Annotated in this window: 18 protein-coding genes and 1 riboswitch; of the genes, 10 read left to right on the top strand and 8 right to left on the bottom strand. The window is 74.2% G+C overall.

From position 1 onward, the window contains the following. Positions 1-213 precede the first annotated feature (213 nt). The 5 genes from RNC47_RS33410 to RNC47_RS33390 form a co-directional block, all read right to left on the bottom strand. Positions 214-1182, bottom strand: a complete 969-nt coding sequence (locus RNC47_RS33410) for a hypothetical protein (RefSeq protein WP_311604318.1) — start codon at positions 1180-1182, stop codon at positions 214-216. Positions 1183-1204: 22 nt separating this feature from the next. Next, positions 1205-2131: a methylenetetrahydrofolate reductase [NAD(P)H] gene (metF, locus tag RNC47_RS33405; protein WP_311604316.1), complete on the bottom strand. Its 927-nt coding sequence runs from the start codon at positions 2129-2131 to the stop codon at positions 1205-1207. 89 nt (positions 2132-2220) lie between these two features. After that, the gene (gene thiE, locus RNC47_RS33400; protein ID WP_311604314.1) at positions 2221-2865 is read right to left on the bottom strand and encodes a thiamine phosphate synthase; all 645 of its coding nucleotides are present in this window, start codon (positions 2863-2865) and stop codon (positions 2221-2223) included. A gap of 63 nt (positions 2866-2928) precedes the next feature. Further along, the gene (locus RNC47_RS33395) at positions 2929-3294 is read right to left on the bottom strand and encodes an Rv2175c family DNA-binding protein (RefSeq protein ID WP_311604313.1); all 366 of its coding nucleotides are present in this window, start codon (positions 3292-3294) and stop codon (positions 2929-2931) included. A gap of 32 nt (positions 3295-3326) precedes the next feature. Next, complete coding sequence (locus RNC47_RS33390) at positions 3327-4559, bottom strand: NAD(P)/FAD-dependent oxidoreductase (protein ID WP_311604311.1); 1233 nt, start codon at positions 4557-4559, stop codon at positions 3327-3329. Positions 4560-4675: 116 nt separating this feature from the next. Beyond that, a riboswitch (TPP riboswitch) is annotated at positions 4676-4789 on the top strand. Here RNC47_RS33390 and thiO point away from each other — a divergent pair. The 7 genes from thiO to RNC47_RS33355 all read left to right on the top strand — a co-directional run bounded on the left by thiO (position 4780) and on the right by RNC47_RS33355 (position 12989). Further along, entirely contained in the window at positions 4780-5967 is a 1188-nt protein-coding gene (thiO, locus tag RNC47_RS33385) for a glycine oxidase ThiO (protein WP_311604310.1), read from the top strand. (Overlaps the previous riboswitch by 10 nt.) After that, the gene (thiS, locus tag RNC47_RS33380) at positions 5964-6188 is read left to right on the top strand and encodes a sulfur carrier protein ThiS (RefSeq protein WP_394814938.1); all 225 of its coding nucleotides are present in this window, start codon (positions 5964-5966) and stop codon (positions 6186-6188) included. Before thiO ends, thiS begins: the two co-directional genes overlap by 4 nt. A gap of 1 nt (position 6189) precedes the next feature. Then, positions 6190-7005, top strand: coding sequence for a thiazole synthase (locus RNC47_RS33375; RefSeq protein WP_311604308.1), 816 nt, complete (start codon positions 6190-6192; stop codon positions 7003-7005). Between the two features lie 840 nt (positions 7006-7845). After that, positions 7846-8847 (top strand): DUF4190 domain-containing protein, encoded by a 1002-nt coding sequence (locus RNC47_RS33370; RefSeq protein WP_311604307.1) that lies wholly within the window; start codon positions 7846-7848, stop codon positions 8845-8847. Positions 8848-8947: 100 nt separating this feature from the next. Next, positions 8948-10888: a Stk1 family PASTA domain-containing Ser/Thr kinase gene (gene pknB, locus RNC47_RS33365; protein ID WP_311604306.1), complete on the top strand. Its 1941-nt coding sequence runs from the start codon at positions 8948-8950 to the stop codon at positions 10886-10888. Positions 10889-11263: 375 nt separating this feature from the next. Then, positions 11264-12064, top strand: coding sequence for a transglycosylase SLT domain-containing protein (locus tag RNC47_RS33360; protein ID WP_311604304.1), 801 nt, complete (start codon positions 11264-11266; stop codon positions 12062-12064). 46 nt (positions 12065-12110) lie between these two features. Then, positions 12111-12989: a deoxyribonuclease IV gene (locus tag RNC47_RS33355; protein ID WP_311604303.1), complete on the top strand. Its 879-nt coding sequence runs from the start codon at positions 12111-12113 to the stop codon at positions 12987-12989. Here the strand turns inward: RNC47_RS33355 and RNC47_RS33350 are convergent. Continuing rightward, positions 12986-13609 carry a sulfite oxidase-like oxidoreductase gene (locus RNC47_RS33350; protein ID WP_311604301.1) on the bottom strand — a complete coding sequence of 208 codons (624 nt, stop codon included), beginning with the start codon at positions 13607-13609 and terminating at the stop codon, positions 12986-12988. The genes RNC47_RS33355 and RNC47_RS33350 overlap by 4 nt on opposite strands. A 189-nt stretch (positions 13610-13798) precedes the next feature. Here RNC47_RS33350 and bfr point away from each other — a divergent pair, with 189 nt between their 5' ends. Further along, the gene (bfr, locus tag RNC47_RS33345) at positions 13799-14305 is read left to right on the top strand and encodes a bacterioferritin (protein WP_311604299.1); all 507 of its coding nucleotides are present in this window, start codon (positions 13799-13801) and stop codon (positions 14303-14305) included. Here the strand turns inward: bfr and RNC47_RS33340 are convergent. Both RNC47_RS33340 and RNC47_RS33335 read right to left on the bottom strand, forming a co-directional pair. Beyond that, entirely contained in the window at positions 14302-14586 is a 285-nt protein-coding gene (locus RNC47_RS33340) for a (2Fe-2S)-binding protein (protein WP_394814937.1), read from the bottom strand. The genes bfr and RNC47_RS33340 overlap by 4 nt on opposite strands. Positions 14587-14660: 74 nt before the next feature. Further along, positions 14661-16016 carry a class II 3-deoxy-7-phosphoheptulonate synthase gene (locus tag RNC47_RS33335; protein ID WP_387088412.1) on the bottom strand — a complete coding sequence of 452 codons (1356 nt, stop codon included), beginning with the start codon at positions 16014-16016 and terminating at the stop codon, positions 14661-14663. 42 nt (positions 16017-16058) lie between these two features. On the opposite strand from RNC47_RS33335, the gene RNC47_RS37710 reads away from it, so the two are divergent. Together RNC47_RS37710 and RNC47_RS33330 are read left to right on the top strand one after the other, a co-directional pair. Then, entirely contained in the window at positions 16059-16160 is a 102-nt protein-coding gene (locus RNC47_RS37710; RefSeq protein ID WP_387088410.1) for a trp operon leader peptide, read from the top strand. Between the two features lie 115 nt (positions 16161-16275). Beyond that, positions 16276-18159: an anthranilate synthase family protein gene (locus RNC47_RS33330; RefSeq protein ID WP_311604296.1), complete on the top strand. Its 1884-nt coding sequence runs from the start codon at positions 16276-16278 to the stop codon at positions 18157-18159. Positions 18160-18410 lie beyond the last annotated feature (251 nt).

Genomic DNA, 18410 nt, shown 5'->3' with positions numbered 1-18410 from the left:
TCTCGCGCTCCGCGCGAGGCCGCTCCGCGCGGCGCGCGGACAGGGCCCGCCGCACGGCGGGGAGGTGGCCGTGTCGGGGGACTCGGTATGGTTCCGCTCCCCCACACGCGCGCTGCGCGCGAAGCGGCACAGCCGGCGCGCTCCCGCGCGAGACCGCTCCGCGCGAGGCCCGCTCCGCGCCCGGGGCGGGGTGGGTGGGCCGGCCTCGGTCGGTCAGTAGCGTTGGTCGTTGTTGTAGTAGTAGCCGGTGGTGGGGTCGTAGCCGTCCTGTTGGGGGTAGGCGCCGGGCTGTTGCTGGGCCTGGTAGTCGTAGCCCGCGTCGGTGGGGTTCGGCGCGTCGCGTTGCTGGGGGACCCAGACGCCGCCGGGCGGGGTCTCCTGGTAGTAGGAGTTTCCGTCGCCGGTGCCGTTCGACGACCACTGGTCGGTGGCGTAGCCGGTGGTGTACGTGGTGGGGTACGCGTCGGCCTGGGCGGTGGGTTGGCCGTCGGTGGCGGGGAAGGCCTGGGTGGCCGAGTAGTCGGCGTACTGGTCGCCGGAGTACGCCGCGTAGCTCTCGGTGGCGTCGGCGTACGGCTGCTGCTCGGGCTGCGCGTAGCCGTAGCCCTGCTGCTGGTAGTAGTCCTGGTAGCCGGCTCCGACCGGTTGGCCGGTCTGGTCGCCGTATATCTCGTCGCCGCCGACCGCGTAGGCGTCCTGCTGGTAGGGCTCCTGGTAGGAGTGCTGCTCGCCGTAGCCCTGCTCCGCCGCCTGCTGGGCGCCGTCGGTCGGGAAGCCGCCGTCGTAGCCGACGGTCGTGGGTTCGAGGGCCGGCACGCCCTCCACCGGGGTGTCGGCGCGCGGCAGTTCGGCCGGCGGGGCGGGCGGCAGCTCGGGCGCCGCGTCGTCCGGGCCGCCCACCTCGCGGCGGCGTCGGCTGCCGCCCGCGCCGCCGCCCAGCGCCCAACCGGTGGAGAAGCCGCGCCGGAAGGACAGCGTGACGAACGTCTGCCCGGTGGCGAAGGCGATGGTGCCGAGAGCGATCACCGGGACCGAGGGCATCAGCACGCCGAGCACCACGAGCAGGAAGCCGAAGAAGGCCACCAACCGCCAGCGCAGGCGCGCCTTGTACTGGAGAAGAACCTCGCCTAGCAGCCAGAGGGCGACGACCCCGAATGCGATGTAGAGGACCGCCCAGCCCATGTACGCCCCTTCTGGCAGGCATCTAGGTCCGCTGGTGCAGACCCAGATTCTTGTAGACGTCAAGCGTCGCCGTCGAGTGCAGTGTGGTGTTCAGCGTGACGAAGTGCAGCCCAGGGATGTCCTCGTCCATCAGCCTCGCACACAACTCCGTGGCGAAATCGATCCCGACCGAGCGTACAGCCATCGGGTCGTCCTTGACCGCGAGGATGGCTTTTTCCAGCTCCGGCGGGAAGGTGCTGTTGCTGAGCTGCTTGAAGCGCTCGATCTGGCGGACGTTGGCGATCGGCATGATCTCCGGAATGATCGGGACGTCGCAGCCTGCGGCGGCGACCCGGTCGCGCAGCCGGAGATAGTGCTCGGCGTGGAAGAACATCTGGGTGATGGCGAAGTCGGCGCCCGCCCGGCACTTGTTGACGAAGTGCCGAACATCACTCTCCCAGTCGGTGGAGCGTGGGTGCATCTCGGGGAAGGCGGCCACGCCGACGCAGAAGTCCCCCGACTCCTTGATGAGGCTGACGAGTTCGGCCGCGTAGGTCACGCCCTCCGGGTGCCGCCGCCACTCCCCCATCGGATCACCCGGCGGGTCGCCGCGCAGCGCCAGCATGTTGCGGATGCCGGCGCCGGCGTACTGGCCGATGATGTTGCGCAGCTCGGCGACCGAGTGGTTGACGGCCGTGAGGTGGGCGACGGGGGTGAGGGTGGTCTCGGTGGCGATCCGCTCGGTGGCCAGCACGGTGCGCTCGCGCGAGCTGCCGCCCGCGCCGTAGGTGACGGAGACGAACGTGGGCGCGACCGCCTCGACCCGCCGGATGGCGTTCCACAGGGTGCGCTCGCCCGCTTCGGTCTTGGGCGGGGTGAACTCGAAGGAGAACGACCGCTCACCGGCGGACAGCAGGTCACGGACGGTCTCCGCGCGGTCCGTCATCGTGCTGGGAATGCCAAGGGCCATGCTCGCAGGCTACCCAGCGCGACCGGGATCGACAGCCCCGTGTCCGGAACGCGGACGGCCGGCCGGAGCGCGCGGGGCCCCGGGCGCGCCTACGCGCGCTCGCGCAGCCGGCGGGACAGCGTCGCGGCGGCCTCGCCCGGGTCCGGCGCCTCCGTCAGGGCGCGCACCACGACGACGCGGCGCGCCCCGGCGTCGAGCACCTGGTCGAGGGTGGTGGCGTCGATGCCGCCGATCGCGAACCAGGGCTTGGCGCCGGCCCTGGCCGCCGCGTACTCGACGAGCGGCAGCCCGGGCGCGGTCCGGCCTGGCTTGGTGGGCGTCGGCCAGCAGGGTCCGGTGCAGAAGTAGCCGACGGCCGGGTCGGCGAGGGCGGCGTCCACCTGGGCGGGCTCGTGGGTGGAGCGGCCTATGAGGACGCCGTCGCCGAGGATGGCGCGAGCCGCCGGCACCGGCAGGTCGCCCTGGCCCAGGTGCAGCACGTCGGAGCCGGCGGCGTGGGCGACGTCGGCCCGGTCGTTGACGGCGAGCAGCCTGCCGTGCCGCCGGCAGGCGGCGGCCAGCACGGCCAGCAGTTCGAGCTCCTCGGCGGCCTCCAGGCTCTTGTCGCGCAGCTGCACGATGTCCACGCCGCCGGCCAGCACGGCGTCGAGGAACTCGGGCAGGTCGCCCTGGCGCTTCCTGGCGTCGGTGCACAGGTAGAGCCGGGCGTCGGCGAGCGCGCTCGTCCTGGTCATCCGGGGATCCCCCTCGGTCGTGGCGCGGCGGCCGGCCCGGGCGGGCCGGCCGCCGGCCGGTCGTCACACGGCGAGCGCCTGCGCCCGGCGCTTCACCTCGGTCCCCCGATTGTTCCGCAGGGCCTCGGCCGGGGTGCCAGGCAGGCTGTCGTCGGGGGTGAACAGCCACTCCAGCATCTCCTCGTCGGAGAAGCCGTCGTCCCGCAGCAGCGTGAGCGTGCCGCCCAGGCCCTTGACGATCTTGCCGTCCCCGATGAACGCGGACGGCACCTGGAGAACGCGGTTCTCGCCCCGGCGCACGGCGATCAGCTGGCCCTCCTTGACCAGCTGCCGGACGCGGGTCACCTCGACGCCGAGTTCCTCGGCGATGTCGGGGAGGGTGAGCCAGGCGGGGACGAGAGCGTCGATCTTCGCATCAATCTCGGTCACGTCTCCAGCCTGCCATCTCGCACCGACAACCGTCAGCGCACGGCGGCCTTCAGTGGTACGGACGGGTCGGCCAGCAGCCGCGCGTCGAGCGGGGTGCCGCGCTCGACGAGCCGGCGGCCCTGGGTGAGGTCGCGCGGTTGGTCGACGGCGAGGACGGCGACGAGACGGCCGGCGGGATCCAGCCAGCAGGCCGCCCAGGGCCCGTCGCCTGCCGGGTCGCCCCGGGTGACCAGCGTCTCCTCGCCGGCTGCCGGGCCCTCGCCGCGCCGGCCGGCGTACTGCACGTGGCGGCCGAACTGCTCGGACCAGAAGTACGGCACCGGGTCGTGGACGGCGGTTGCGCCGAGGATGCCGGCGGCGACGGTGCGTGGGCCCTGCAGCGCGTTGTCCCAGTGGTGGACGAGCAGCCGCCGGCCGTAGCGGGCGGAGGGGTAGGAGGCGCAGTCGCCGACGGCGTACACGTCGGGCACGCCGGTGCGCAGGCCGGCGTCCGCGCTGACGGAGCCGTCGGGGGCCAGCTCGACGCCGGAGCCGGCCAGCCAGCCGGTGGCGGGGCGGGAGCCGACGCCGACCAGCACGGCGTCGGCGCCGAGCACCGTGCCGTCCGCGAGCTCGACCTCGCCGGACCTGACGGCCGTCACCCGCTGGCCGGTGCGCAGCTCGGCGCCGGCCGCGGCGTACCAGCGGCGCATGGGCTCGGTGATCTCGGGCGGCAGCGCGCCGGGCAGCGGGTGGTGGGCGGCCTCCACGACGGTCACCCGGCAGCCGGCCGCGGCGGCAGCCGTGGCGACCTCGGCGCCGATCCAGCCGGCGCCCACCGCCACCACGCTGCCACGGGCGGCGAGCACGGGACGCAGGGCGCGGGCGTCGTCGAGGGTGCGCAGCAGGTGGACGCCGGGCACGTCGCGGGTGCCGGGCAGGGTGACGGGTTCGGCGCCGGTGGCCAGCACCAGGTGGTCGTAGTCGAGGGGGCCGGCGTCGGTGTGCAGGCGCCGCCCGGCGGCGTCGAGCCCGGTGGCGGCCCGGCCGAGCAGCAGTTCGGCGTCGAGCTCGGCGAAGTCGATGTCCAGCGCGGCGGCGTGCAGCGCGGACTCGTCGTCCGGGGCGAGCAGCGCGGCCTTGGACAGCGGCGGCCGGTCGTAGGGCTGGTGGCGCTCGGCGCCGAGCAGCGTGACGGCGCCGTCCCAGCCCTGCCCGCGCAGTTCGACCACCGTCTGCACGCCGGCCAGGCCGGCCCCCACCACCACGACTCGTCGTCCGCTCACGCCGGCAAGCGTAGGCGCTCCGCTGGGAGGGCCACGAGGTCGCCGCCGTGGGGCGCGGCACCGGCGTAGCCGGCCGGCTGGGCCCCGGCGGGGCCCCGGTACTAGGCTTGGCGAACAACCGCACCCACGGGAGCCCGGGCGGACCGGGCTGAGAGGGAGGCTGTCCGGCCTCCGACCGTATGAACCTGATCCGGGTCATGCCGGCGAAGGGAGGAGTCGCATGGGCCCCCATGCCATGCCCCACACCGAGGACCGTGCCGACGTGCTGGTGGTCGGCGGCGGCGTCATCGGCCTGGTCACCGCCTGGCGGGCGGCCGGGCGCGGCCTGCGGGTGGCGGTGGTCGACCCCGAGCCGGGCCGTGGCGCGGCGTGGGTGGCCGCCGGGATGCTGGCGGCCGTCACCGAGCTGCACCACGGCGAGGAGGCGCTGCTCGACCTCAACCTGGCGTCGGCGGCGCGCTATCCGGCGTTCGCGGCCGAGCTGACCGAGGCGGCGGGCGCGGACATCGGCTACCGCGACTGCGGCACGCTCCAGGTGGCGCTCGACGCCGACGATCGGGCGGAGCTGCGGGAGTTGGAGCTGCTGCGGCGGCGTTGCGGACTGGCGGCCAGCTGGTTGACGGGCCGCGAGTGCCGGCGTCTCGAACCGATGCTGGCGCCCGGGGTGCGCGGCGGTCTCCGGGTCGACGGCGACCACCAGACCGACCCGCGGCGGCTCGCGGCCGCGCTGCGCACCGCCTGCGAGCGCGCCGGGGTGGTCTTCCACCGGGACGAGGCGCGGGAGTTGACGGTGGTCGGGGACCGGGCCACCGGGGTGGTGCTGGCCGGCGGCGACCGGCTCGGCGCCGGGCAGACGGTGCTGGCCGCCGGCTGTCGCAGCGGCGAACTCGCCGGCCTGCCGCCCGAGCTGCGGGCGCGGGTGCCGGTGCGGCCGGTCAAGGGGCAGGTGGTGCGGCTTCGGATCCCGCCCGGCTACGCGCCGTTCCTCTCCCGCACGGTGCGCGCCGTGGTCCGCGGCGCCCAGGTGTACCTGGTGCCGAGGCTCAGCGGCGAGCTGGTGATCGGCGCGACGACCGAGGAGTTGGGCTTCGACACGACGGTGACGGCCGGCGGCGTGTACCAGCTGCTGCGCGACGCGCACGAGTTGCTGCCGGGCATCACCGAACTGCCGCTGGTCGAGACGCTGGCCGGGCTGCGGCCGGCCACCCCGGACAACGCCCCGCTGCTCGGTCCCAGCGGCCTCGAAGGACTACAACTGGCCACCGGACACGGCCGCAACGGGGTGCTGTTGACCCCCATCACCGGCGAGGCGCTCGCCGAGTCCCTGACCACCGGCGAACTGCCGGACTATGCCCGCCCGTTCACCGCCGGGCGGTTCGCGACCGAGACCCGGGAGGTGCCGGCGTGAGCGACCGGTTGTCAGTCAGCTTGTCCGTCAGCGTGAACGGCACCGCGCGGCAGGTGCCGGCCGGCACCACCCTCGCCGCGCTGGTGGCCGAGCTGAGCACGGCGCCGAGCGGCATCGCCGCCGCCGTCAACGAGACCGTCGTCCCGCGCGGGCGGTGGGCGGCCACGGAGCTGGCCGCCGGCGACCGCGTCGAGGTGCTGACCGCCGTCCAGGGAGGCTGACATGCCCGACGTACCCGAAGCGAAGGATCCGCTGGTCATCGGCGGGCTGCGGCTCTCCTCGCGGCTCGTCATGGGCACCGGCGGGGCGCCGAGCCTCGCGGTGCTGCGGGACGCGCTGGTCGCGTCCGGCACCGAACTGACCACGGTCGCCATGCGGCGCCTGGACCCGGGGGTGCGCGGCTCGGTGCTCTCGGTGCTCGACGAGCTCGGCATCCGGCCGCTGCCGAACACCGCCGGCTGCCACACGGCGGGCGAGGCCGTGCTCACCGCGCGCCTCGCGCGGGAGGCGCTGGGCACCGACCTGATCAAGCTGGAGGTCGTCGCGGACGAGCGCACGCTGCTGCCGGACCCGGTGGGCACCCTGGAGGCGGCGGAGACGCTGGTGGACGACGGCTTCACGGTGCTGCCGTACACCAACGACGATCCGGTGCTGGCGCGCCGCCTGGAGGACGCCGGCTGCGCGGCCGTCATGCCGCTCGGCTCGCCGATCGGCTCGGGCCTCGGCATCCGCAACCCGCACAACTTCCAGCTGATCACCGAGCGGGCCGGCGTCCCGGTGATCCTGGACGCGGGCGCCGGCACGGCCTCGGACGCGGCGCTGGCGATGGAACTCGGCTGCGCCGGCGTGATGCTGGCCTCGGCGGTGACACGGGCCCGCCGCCCGGTCCTGATGGCGGAGGCCATGCGGCACGCGGTGGCGGCCGGCCGCCTGGCCTTCCTGGCCGGCCGCATCCCGCGCCGCCACTTCGCGGAGGCGTCGTCGCCGGTGGACGGCATGGCCGAACTCGACCCCGAGCGTCCGGCTTTCACGAGCTGATCGTTCGCACTGATATACGATCCACGGGCGTCGCCATCGACGCCGGCCACGTGGGCCGGGGGGAAATCACATCGCGTCCTCGTGGGGGGATCCATGACGACGGCACCTGGCGGCGAACCGCCAACCACGCCGGCGACCGACGCCGCCGCCGCGCGGCCGGACGGCAGACCGACCGCCTCGCCCGGCGGCGAACGGCCGACCACCGGGCCGCAGCCGTCGGGAGACGCCGAAGCGGCTCCGCCTGCCGGCGAACCGCCGGCCACCGCGCCGTGGCCGCCACAGGCGGCCGCCGGCGGCGCCACTGCTCCGCCTACCGGCAGGGAATCCGCCACACCCGGCGGGGGCGCGCCGCAGGCGCCGACCGGCACCGACACCCCACCGCCACCGCGCAACGAGCCGACCGCGCCATCCCGGACCGACCCCGCCCCCACGCCCGGCGGCCAGCCATCCGGCACACCGCCCACCACCGCGCCGCACCCGGCGGGAGGCGCCGAAGTCGCTCCGCCCGCCGGCGAAGAGCCCACCGCGCCCGGCGGAGCCGCGCCGCAGGCACCGTCCGGCGATGCGCCGACCGCGCCCGGCGGCGAACCGCCGGCCGCCGAGCCCAAGCCGCCGCAGGCGGCCGGCGACGGCGCCACTGCTCCGCCTACCGGCAGGGAATCCGCCGCACCCGGCGGCCAGCCGTACCGCACGCCGCCGGCCGTCGGGCCCTGGGTGTCTCCGAACGCCGCGGCCGGCGGCGGCGGGTGGCCGCCCGTGGTGGGCCACGGTGGCCAACCGGTCGGGCCATGGGCGGCGCCGCCGCCGTACGGCGGCCGGCCGCCGGCGGCCGTGGCAGGCGTGGCCGTCGTCGCGTTGGTGTGCGCGATCGTGTTCTTTCCCGTCGGCTTGATCCTCGGCATCGTCGCCCTGGCGCGCGTCGTCGAGTCCCGGGAGCGCGGCAGAGGGCTGGCCGTCGCGGCGATCGTCGTCGCCGGGCTGCAGATCGTGGGACTCGCGTCCCTCTTCTCCTACGTCGCGCTCAACGACGACCGGCGGAGCGACCGGGCCGGCGTCGAGGCGGCGCGGTCCGGGCCGTCCGCCGAGGACCCCGGGCGGGAGACCTCCGTGTTCGACCTGGCGGTCGGCGACTGCTTCTCGGCGGGCGCCGGCCTCGACAGCGTGACCGACGTGACCGTGCTGTCCTGCGCCGCCCCGCACGAGTCGGAGATGTTCGCCGCCTTCGACGTCGACCAGTACGGCGACTTCGGCCTCACCTACCCGGGCGAGGAGGCGCTGTTCGACGTCGCCGAGGTGGGGTGCGCCGAGGCGCTGCCCGGCTATGTGCTGGACGTCTGGGCCATCCCCCTGGAGGTCAGCTGGTTCTACTACTACCCGGAGGAGGTCGGCTGGCGGTACGGCGACCGCGAGGTGCTGTGCTACCTCGGCGACGTGAACGGCGGCGAGCTGACCGGTGGTTCGCTGCGCGGGGACGAGGCGGCGCTGACGCCGAGGGCGCTCGCGTACCTGGAGGTCACCGCCGCCGTGGAGGCCCTGATCACGCGGGAACCGCTGGAGGACGCGTCGGTGGACGAGCAGCGCGCGTGGGCGGGGCAGATGGCGGACGCGCTGGCGCGCGAGGCCGACGCGCTGGAGGCGGGCAGCTGGTACGGGGAGGCGTCCCGGCTGGTCGACGACCTGGTCGCGGCGCGGCGGGAGAGCCTCGACCACTGGCGGGCGGCGGCCGAGGCGACGGCGGGGGCGGACCTGGACGCGCTGGTCGAGCTCGGCTACTCGACCCTCGGGGTGGAGATCGAGGTGGAGATCCGCCGGCTGCTCGACCTCGACCTCGGTGGGTGGTGAACCGCGCCGTCCCGCGTTCGGTCACCGTTCGGCTGCAGTCCCGCCCCGACCTCGTCGTGGGCCGGTGGCGCGGGTCGGCCGGCTCGTAAACTGACCGACCGTGGACACCACCCTTCAGGACCCGCTGATCGGGCATGTACTTGACGGCCGTTACCGCGTCGTACGGCGGATCGCGGTCGGCGGCATGGCCACGGTCTACCGGGCCGTCGACACCCGGCTCGACCGGGTGCTGGCGCTGAAGGTGATGCATCCCTCGCTCGCGGGGGACGCGTCGTTCACCGAGCGGTTCATCAGGGAGGCCAGGTCCGTCGCCCGGCTCGACCACCCCAACGTGGTGGGCGTGCTCGACCAGGGCACGGACGGCCCCTATGTCTACCTGGCGATGGAGTACGTCGCCGGCTGCACCCTCCGGGACGTGCTGCGGGACCGCGGGGCGCTCCAACCGCGCGCCGCGCTCGACGTGGTCGAGCCGATGCTCGCGGGGCTCGCCGCCGCGCACCGGGCCGGTCTCGTGCACCGCGACGTCAAGCCGGAGAACGTGCTGATCGGCGACGACGGCCGGGTGAAGGTGGCGGACTTCGGCCTGGTGCGGGGCGCGGAGGGGCCGACCTCGGCGACCACCGGGGCGCTGCTCGGCACCGTCTCCTATCTGGCGCCCGAGCAGATCGAGAGCGGCACGGTGGACGCCCGCACCGACGTCTACGCCTGCGGGGTGCTGCTCTACGAGCTGCTGACCGGCGTCAAGCCGCACCGGGGCGACTCGCCGGCGCAGGTGCTGTTCCGGCACGTGAACCACGACGTTCCCGCCCCCTCGGCGGCGGTGCCCGGGCTGCCGGCCGCCCTCGACGAGCTGGTGGCGCGGGCCGCCTCGCGCGACCCCGAGGGCCGCCCGGCGGACGCGGCGGCGCTGCTCGGCCTGGTCAGGGCGGCCAGGGCCGGCCTGAGCGACGCGCAGCTGGACACGGCGCCGCCGTCGGTGGCGGCGGCCGGCCCAGGCGAGGTGGGGCCCGAGGACCGTACCCGGATCGTGCCGCTGCCGCCCGGGGTGCGGGCGAGCGCGCCGGACGGTGCGGGCGGCGGCCGGGACGACGTGGCGCACACGGCCAGGATCGATCTCCCGCCGCTGCCGCCCGAGGAGCCCCCGGGGGTGGTCCGGGGCCGTGGGCTCTCGCGTCGTGGCCTGGTGAGCCTGGTGGTGGGCGCGCTGCTGGTGCTGGGGATCGGCGTCGGCGCCTGGTACGTCAACTCGGGGCAGTTCCTGCGGACGCCCGGGGTGCTCGGGCTCAGCCAGGAGGAGGCCGAGGAGGAGCTGCGCGCGGCCGGGCTCGACGTGCGGGTCGAGGAGGACTTCTCGGAGAACGTGGACCCGGGCCACGTCGTCTCCACCGACCCCGAGCGCGGGGCCCGTGTCCGGCGCAACGACACGGTGACCATCACCGTCTCGCAGGGCCCGCCGGTCACCGTGGTGCCGAACCTGCGGGGCATCCCGCTGGACGAGGCGCGGGAGCAGCTGGCGGACGCGCAGCTGACCGTGGGCGAGGTGGTGGAGCGGTTCTCCACCGAGGTGGCGCGGGGCTCGGTGATCGAGACCGAGCCGGACAGTGGCACCGAGCGCCGCCCCGACACGCCGGTCGACCTGGTGGTGAGCCGGGGCGAGGAGCTGTCGGTGCCGGACGTGGTGGGTCTCACCGAGAGCGCGGCGCGGCAGCGGCTCGCGGCGCTCGACCTCGAGGTCGAGATCGCGTCCGAGCGGGTGTTCTCCGAGGAGGAGGCGGGCACGGTGGCCGCCCAGGACCCGCGGGGCGGCCGGTCGGCGGCGGCCGGGGAGACGGTCACGCTGACCATCTCCAGGGGTCCGGAGATGATCGTGGTGCCCGACGTCCGGGGCATGGACGAGGACGAGGCCAGGGACACGCTCGAGGAGGCCGGTTTCGAGGTGTCGGTGCGCCGGCTCTTCTTCACCGGAACGGTCTTCAACCAGTCGGTGCACAGCGGGGACAGCGCGCCGCGCGGCTCGACCATCACCATCTGGGTGCGCTGAGGGGGGTGCCCGCCGGACACGACGGGCATCACTCATAAAATCACACCAAATCCGGGCATCCTTCTCCTTATTCGCCTTTGCCGCAGCGAAATACCGGCAATCGTGTGATGCCGCTCACGGGACGCACGTCACATACGAAAGCGCTTAGTGGATAACCCCCACGGCAATTACCCGTGCGACACGCCCGCGCAGGGGTGGGCGCATTTATCAGAAACACTACCGGCGCTAGTACAAGCGGTCATTGCATTCGCTTTTTAAAGGCTGTTAACAAGTTCCTCGCAATCCCTGCGATCGCCCGCGATCCCCACGCGAGAGAACGAGGTCCCCGCAATGGCCGCTCAGCCCAGCGCCTCCCCATCAGGCAACAAGCCCCGCATGACCCGATTGCAGAGAACCACCACGACCGCGCTCGCCACCTGTGGCGCGGCCGCCCTCGCGCTGACCCTGGTGCCCGCGTCCGCCGGCGCGAACGAGGCACAGAACGTGGGCTGGAACGTGCGCGCCGACGACGTGCCGGGCCAGCGGGCCGACTCGGCCGCCCAGCCGAGCCAGGACGCCCACCAGGAGGCGCAGGCGCGCGCCGAGGCCGTACGCGCCGAGCTGGCCGAGCGCCGGGCCGAGAGCGAGCGGGTAGCCGTGGTGGACGCCGCGGACGCGGCCGCCGCCGAGCGCCAGGCCGAGGAGGAGGCCGAGGCCGAGCGCCAGGCCGCCGAGGCCCGCGCCGCCGAGGAGGAGGCCGCGAGCCGCGCCGCCGAGCGGGCCACCCAGGTCTCCGAGCCGGCGAGCGAGCCGGTCGCGGAACCGGTCGCCGAGCCGGTGGCCGAGCCCGTGGCCGAGCCGACCGCCACCACCTACCCGGACAACCTGGACGGGTGGATCCGCGAGGCGCTCGACATCATGGCCGACCACGGAATTCCCGGCACCTACGACGGCCTTTACCGCAACATCATGCGGGAATCCAGCGGTAACCCGAACGCGGTGAACGACTGGGACATCAACGCGATCAACGGAACGCCGTCCATCGGCCTGCTCCAGGTCATTCAGCCGACCTTCGACACCTATCACGTCGAGGGCACGCCCTATGACCTCTACGACCCCGTCGCCAATATCGTCGCGGCCGCCAACTACGCCTGGCACCGCTACGGTTCGATCGACAACGTCAACGGCCCCTACTGATCGGGCCGATGGCTAACTCGCCACGACCGCCTGGCATTCTGGGTCGGTGAGCAGCTCTCTCCATCGCGAACGCAATCCGATCGGCGGCCATGTCCCCGTAGCCGGGGGCCTGGCCGCCGTCGGCGTTCCCTACGCCCACGCGCTCGGCGCCGAGACCCTCCAGGTCTTCGTCGCCAACCCGCGCGGCTGGGCGACGCCGCCGGGAGACCCGCGCCAGGACGAGGAGTTCCGCGTCGCCTGCGCGGACGCCGGGCTGCCCGCGTATGTGCACGCGCCGTACCTGATCAACCCCGGCTCGGCCGACGAACTCACCGCCGAGCGCTCCGTGGTGTCCCTGCGTCACTCGCTGCGCCGCGCCCGCGCCATCGGCGCGCTCGGCGTCGTCGTGCACACCGGCTCGGCCACCGGCGGGCGCACCAGGGCGGTGGCCCTCGCCCAGGTGCGGCGGCTGCTGCTCCCGCTGCTCGACGAGTTGACCCACCCCGACGACCCGTGGCTGCTGCTGGAGCCGACCGCGGGCCAGGGCGCCTCGCTCTGCGCGCGGATCGAGGACCTGGGCCCCTACTTCGACGCGCTCGACCGCCACCCGCGGCTCGGCGTCTGCCTCGACACCTGCCACGTCTTCGCCGCGGGACACGACCTGGCCGCGCCGGGCGGCGTCGCGGCGACCCTCGCCGAGCTGACCGAGGTCGCCGGCCCTGGGCGGCTCCGGCTGATCCACGCCAACGACTCCAAGGAGCCGGCCGGCGCGCACCGCGACCGGCACGCCAACATCGGCGCCGGCCACATCGGCGCCGCGCCCTTCGCCGAGCTGCTGCGCCATCCGGCGACGGCCGGCGTGCCGCTGGTGATCGAGACGCCCGGCCGGCAGCCGGGCCACGCGGCCGACGTCGCCCGCCTCAAGGCACTGCGCGAGGCGCCCTAGAGCTCGGGGCCCTCGCCGGGCTCCTCCTGGTAGGAGTACCGCTGCTCGCGCCACGGGTCCCCGACGTTGTGGTAGCCGCGCTCCTCCCAGAAGCCGCGCCGGTCGGCCGTCATGTACTCCACGCCCCGCACCCACTTGGGGCCCTTCCAGGCGTAGAGGTGCGGCACGACCAGACGCAGTGGGAAGCCGTGCTCGGCGGTGAGCAGCTCGCCGTCCCGGTGGGTGGCGAAGACGACGTCCTCCCGGTCGAAGTCGGAGAGCCGCAGGTTGGCGCTGTAGCCGTACTCCGCCCAGACCATCACGTGCGTCGTCCCGGGCGCCGGCGGCGCGAGCCGGAGGAGGGTGGCGGCCCGCACCCCGCCCCACTCCTGGCCCAGCATGCTGAACTTGGTGACGCAGTGCAGGTCACCGACGACCGTCTCGTACGGCAGCGCGGAGAACTCCTCATGGGTCCAGCAGTGCTTGTCACCGTCCGCGGTGGCGCCGAAGACGCGGAACTCCCACCGCTCGGGCCGGAATCGGGGCACCGGACCGTAGTGCGTGACCGGCCAGCCCCGCTGCGGTCGCTGACCGGGGGGCAGCCGCCCCGCCTCCCCCACTCGGTTGTCCGGCTGACCCATGCCTCCATGGTGACAGACCCCTCGGGACGGGCCGCACCGCCACCCCACGACCGCCGCGAAAACGGCGAGAACTGCGCAATTCGGTAAGCCTTCACTTACTGGACGGATCGCCCGCGCGGTGCCACGATGCGCGGACGGTCCGGCCGGTCAGCCGGAGACGAGCGAACGCCAGGGAAGGAGCGCGCCGCCATGCAGGGCGACCCCGAGGTCATCGAGTTCCTGAACGAACAGCTGACGGCCGAACTGACGGCCATCAACCAGTACTTCCTGCACGCCAAGATGCAGGAGAACTTCGGCTGGACCAAGCTGGCCGCCTACACGCGGGCCGAGTCGTTCGACGAGATGCGACACGCGGAGGTCCTGACCGACCGCATCATCTTCCTGGAGGGCCTGCCGAACTACCAGCGGCTCTTCCACGTGCGGGTCGGCCAGACGGTCACCGAGATGTTCCAGGCCGACCGGCAGATCGAGGTCGAGGCCATCGACCGCCTACGGCGCGGCATCGAGGTGATGCGGGCCAAGCACGACATCACGTCGGCCAAGATCTTCGAGGCCATCCTCAAGGACGAGGAGCACCACATCGACTACCTCGACACCCAGCTGGAACTCGTCGAGAAGCTGGGCGAACCGCTCTACATCGCCCAGCAGATCAAGCAGCCGGGCAGCTCGGACGACGGGCCGGGCGAGGACCTCTAGCCCGGGCCCGGGGCCCGGCCGGCCGCCCCCACCGCGTCGAGCGCGGCGGGGGCGACGGAGGTGGCTGGGGCCTGTGGAGCGAGCGGCGCGGCCGACGGGCGGGCGCGGCCGAGTATGCACTGGATGCGCCGCACGCACGAGCCGCAGTCGGTGCCCGCCTTGCACTCGGAGGCGATCTGCCGCGGCGTCACGGCACCAGCCGCGGCGCGCTCGCGCACCTGCCGCTCCGTGATGCCGAAGCACGAGCAGACGTACACCTTCAACCCTCCGAACAGCGACACAGCAAAGTGAGGTAAACCTAACCTTACCCGCTGCCCGGAGAGGGCGACACCCCGGGGTCTGTGGCTCCCGCCACCTACGCCCGGTACATCTCCGCCACCAGGAACGCGAGGTCGAGCGACTGGCTGCGGTTCAGCCGCGGGTCGCACGCCGTCTCGTACCGCTGGTGCAGGTCGTCGACGAAGATCTCGTCCCCGCCGCCCACGCACTCGGTGACGTCGTCGCCGGTCAGCTCGACGTGGATGCCGCCCGGGTGGGTGCCGAGCCCCTTGTGGACCTCGAAGAAGCCCTTGACCTCGTCCAGCACGTCGTCGAAGCGCCGCGTCTTGTGACCGGACGCCGCCTCGAAGGTGTTGCCGTGCATCGGGTCGCAGACCCACGCCACCTGGGCGCCGGACGCCGTGACCTTCTCCACCAGCGTGGGCAGCCGGTCCCTGATTTTGTCCGCGCCCATCCGGGTGATGAACGTCAGCCGCCCCGGCTCCCGCTCCGGGTCCAGGCGGTCGATCAGCGCCAGCGCCTCCTCGGGCGAGGTCGTCGGCCCCAGCTTGACGCCGATCGGGTTCCGGATGCCGGCCGCGAACGCGACGTGCGCCCCGTCGAGCTGCCGGGTCCGCTCCCCGATCCACACCATGTGGCCCGAGACGTCGTACAGCTGCCCGGTACGCGAGTCCGTCCTCGTCAGGGCGCCCTCGTAGTCGAGCAGCAGCGCCTCGTGCGAGGAGTAGAACTCCACCGAGTGGAACTCCGCCGGGTCCGCGCCGCAGGCCCGCATGAAGTTCAGCGCGTTGTCGATCTCCCGCGCCAGCGCCTCGTAGCGCCGGCCGGCCGCCGAGTTGCGCACGAAGTCCTGGTTCCAGGCGTGCACCTGGCGCAGGTCCGCGTAGCCGCCCGTGGTGAAGCCGCGCACCAGGTTCAACGTGGAGGCCGACGCGTGGTACATCCGCCGCAGCCGCTCCGGGTCGGGCACCCGGGCCTCCTCGGTGAACTCCGCGCCGTTGACCGAGTCGCCGCGGTAGGACGGCAGCGTCACGCCGTCCCGCGTCTCCGTCGGCTTGGAACGCGGCTTGGAGTACTGGCCCGCGATCCGGCCCACCTTCACCACCGGCACCGCCGCCGCGTACTGCAGCACGGCGCTCATCTGGAGCAGCGTCTTCAGCTTCGCCCTGATCTGGTCGGCCCCGACCTGGTCGAACGCCTCGGCGCAGTCGCCCCCCTGCAGCAGGAAAGCCTCACCCCGCGCCACCGCGCCCAACCGGGCGCGCAGCTGGTCGCACTCGCCGGCGAACACCAGCGGCGGATAGGACTCCAGGTCAGCGACGACGGCCCGCAGGGCGTCGGTGTCCGGGTAGTCGGGCTGCTGGGCCGCGGGAAGGTCACGCCAGGCGGGCGTGCGGTGGCTGCTGTCTGGGTTCACGCTCACGCGCTCCACATTACGGGGTGGTGTCCACCTCTTTTCGGCCCCGGCCGGGGAATGAGACGGGCCCGACACCGGCCCCCCTGGTGTACAGTCCCCCACATGTTCGCGCAGCAGACCAGCTCCTGGTGGTGGACCGCTCATCCGGCGGCCCACTGATCGCGCGCGACACCAGAGACTCCGCGAAGGCCGCCCGAGGGGCGGCCTTCGGCGTTTCCGCGGGCCGTCCCCTCCCGATCTCCCAGCAGATCCCCGCAGAAGGGACCACCCCGCCGTGCACGACACCGCGCGCCTCCTGGCCGCCCTCCACGCCGCCCCCGACGCCACCACCCCGTTCGCGCTGCTGCGCCGCCGCACCCCGGGCCACGACCCCGGCCTGGTCGAGCTGCTGACCGGCCCCGTCGTCCAGCTCGACCGGCTCGCCGAGCTGCCGCGCCACGAGCACGCGCTGGCCCTGGTCCCCTTCCGCCAGCTCGCCGAACGCGGCTTCGAGGTCACCGACGACGGCACCCCGCTCGCCGTGCTGCTCCCCGACACCGTGCGCGAGCTGCCGGTCGACGAGGTGCTCGCCGCCCTGCCCGACCACCACGTCGCCGTCACCGACGGCCGCTTCGACCTCGACGACGCGGCCTACGAGCGCGTGGTGGCGGACGTGGTGGAGCACGAGATCGGCGCCGGCCAGGGCGCCAACTTCGTGATCAAACGCACCTTCACCGGGCGGATCGACGGGTTCACGCCGCGCGACGCGCTGGCCCTCTTCCGCCGGCTGCTGACCGCCGAGCGCGGCGCGTACTGGACCTTCGTGGTGCACACCGGCGACCGGGTGCTGGTCGGGGCGAGCCCCGAGGTGCACGTCCGGATGAGCGGCGACACCGTGGTGATGAACCCCATCAGCGGCACCTACCGCTACCCGGCGACGGGCCCGAGCGTGGCCGGGCTGCTGGCGTTCCTCGACGACCGCAAGGAGACCGAGGAGCTGTCGATGGTGGTCGACGAGGAGCTGAAGATGATGTGCGCCGTCGGCGACCAGGGCGGCGTGGTCGTCGGGCCCCGGCTCCGGGAGATGGCGCACCTCGTGCACACCGAGTACGAGCTCAGGGGCCGCAGCACGCTCGACGTGCGGGACGTGCTGCGGGAGACGATGTTCGCGGCCACCGTCACCGGCAGCCCGCTGGAGAACGCCTGCCGGGTGATCAACCGGCACGAGCACGGCGGCCGCGGCTACTACGCGGGGGCGCTGGCGCTGCTGACGGCGGACGGCGTGGACTCGCCGATCCTGATCAGGACCGCCGACATCGACGCGCGCGACGGCCGGCTGCGGGTACCGGTCGGCGCCACGCTGGTGCGCGGCTCCGACCCGGCCGGCGAGGTCGCCGAGACCCACGCCAAGGCGGCCGCCGTGCTCACGGCGCTCGGCGTACGCCCCGGCCCGCCGGCCGCCACCGGAACGCCGCTCCCCCGGCTCGCCGACGACCCGCGCGTGCGGGCGGCGCTCGCCGCGCGGCGCGCCGGCCTGGCGCCGTTCTGGCTCCGGATGCGGGACGCCGCCGAGGCCGCGACCGCGACCGGTCCCGACGTGCTGGTGCTCGACGCCGAGGACACGTTCACCTCGATGCTGGCCCACCTGCTGCGCTCGACCGGCGCCCGCGTCACCGTCCTCCGCTACGACGCGCCCGACGCGCGGCGGCGGGCGCTCGCCCACCCGGGCCCCGTCCTCCTCGGCCCCGGCCCCGGCGACCCACGCGACCAGGCCGACCCCAAGATGCGGGTGCTGCGCCCGCTCACGACCGAACTCCTCGCCGGACCGACCTCGGTGATCGGCGTCTGCCTCGGCCACGAACTGGTCGCCGCCCACCTCGGCCTCGAACTCGTCCGCAAACGGCGCCCCTTCCAGGGCGCGCAGGAACGGATCGACCTCTTCGGCCACGAGGAGACCGTCGGCTTCTACAACTCGTACGTGGCCCACTGCGACGACGCCTCGGCGGCGGGCCTGGCCGCGCGCGGCGTCACGGTGAGCCGGGACGCGACGACGGGCGAGGTCCACGCGCTCCGGGGGCCCGGCTTCGTCTCGGTGCAGTTCCACCCGGAGTCGGTCCTGACGCTGAACGGCCCCGCGATCGCCACGGCCCTGATGTCCCACGCGACGGTCCCCGCGTAGCGGCCTGGCGGCCGGTGCCGTGGCGCTCCGCGCGGGTGGGACGGCGACGCCACCACGCACGGCGCATCGCCGGGCCCGCGGTGCGCTGGCGCTCCGCGCGGTGGTTTTCCCCACCCACCCGCCCTTTTCGCGCTGCGCGCGGCGAAGGTGCGCGCTGCGCGCTGCGCGCGGGCGAGGGCGAGCGTGGCCCGGGGGCCGGGGCGGCCGCTCCGCGGCGCCCCGGCCTCCGCGCGGTCTTTACCCACCCGCCC

Source organism: Streptomyces millisiae, from assembly GCF_031845425.1.
Lineage (GTDB): Bacteria > Actinomycetota > Actinomycetes > Streptomycetales > Streptomycetaceae > Streptomyces > Streptomyces millisiae.
This window is presented reverse-complemented; position numbering and strand designations above follow the sequence as displayed.

What these genes read in the sequence shown, in the direction of transcription:
- RNC47_RS37710 (WP_387088410.1), top strand. Translation starts at nt 16,059, where the DNA reads ATGAGACGGGCCCGACACCGGCCCCCCTGGTGTACAGTCCCCCACATG.
- RNC47_RS33350 (WP_311604301.1), bottom strand. Translation starts at nt 13,609, where the DNA reads ATGGGTCAGCCGGACAACCGAGTGGGGGAGGCGGGGCGGCTGCCCCCC.
- thiE (WP_311604314.1), bottom strand. Translation starts at nt 2,865, where the DNA reads ATGACCAGGACGAGCGCGCTCGCCGACGCCCGGCTCTACCTGTGCACC.
- RNC47_RS33410 (WP_311604318.1), bottom strand. Translation starts at nt 1,182, where the DNA reads ATGGGCTGGGCGGTCCTCTACATCGCATTCGGGGTCGTCGCCCTCTGG.
- thiO (WP_311604310.1), top strand. Translation starts at nt 4,780, where the DNA reads ATGGGCCCCCATGCCATGCCCCACACCGAGGACCGTGCCGACGTGCTG.
- metF (WP_311604316.1), bottom strand. Translation starts at nt 2,131, where the DNA reads ATGGCCCTTGGCATTCCCAGCACGATGACGGACCGCGCGGAGACCGTC.
- RNC47_RS33360 (WP_311604304.1), top strand. Translation starts at nt 11,264, where the DNA reads ATGACCCGATTGCAGAGAACCACCACGACCGCGCTCGCCACCTGTGGC.
- bfr (WP_311604299.1), top strand. Translation starts at nt 13,799, where the DNA reads ATGCAGGGCGACCCCGAGGTCATCGAGTTCCTGAACGAACAGCTGACG.
- RNC47_RS33375 (WP_311604308.1), top strand. Translation starts at nt 6,190, where the DNA reads ATGCCCGACGTACCCGAAGCGAAGGATCCGCTGGTCATCGGCGGGCTG.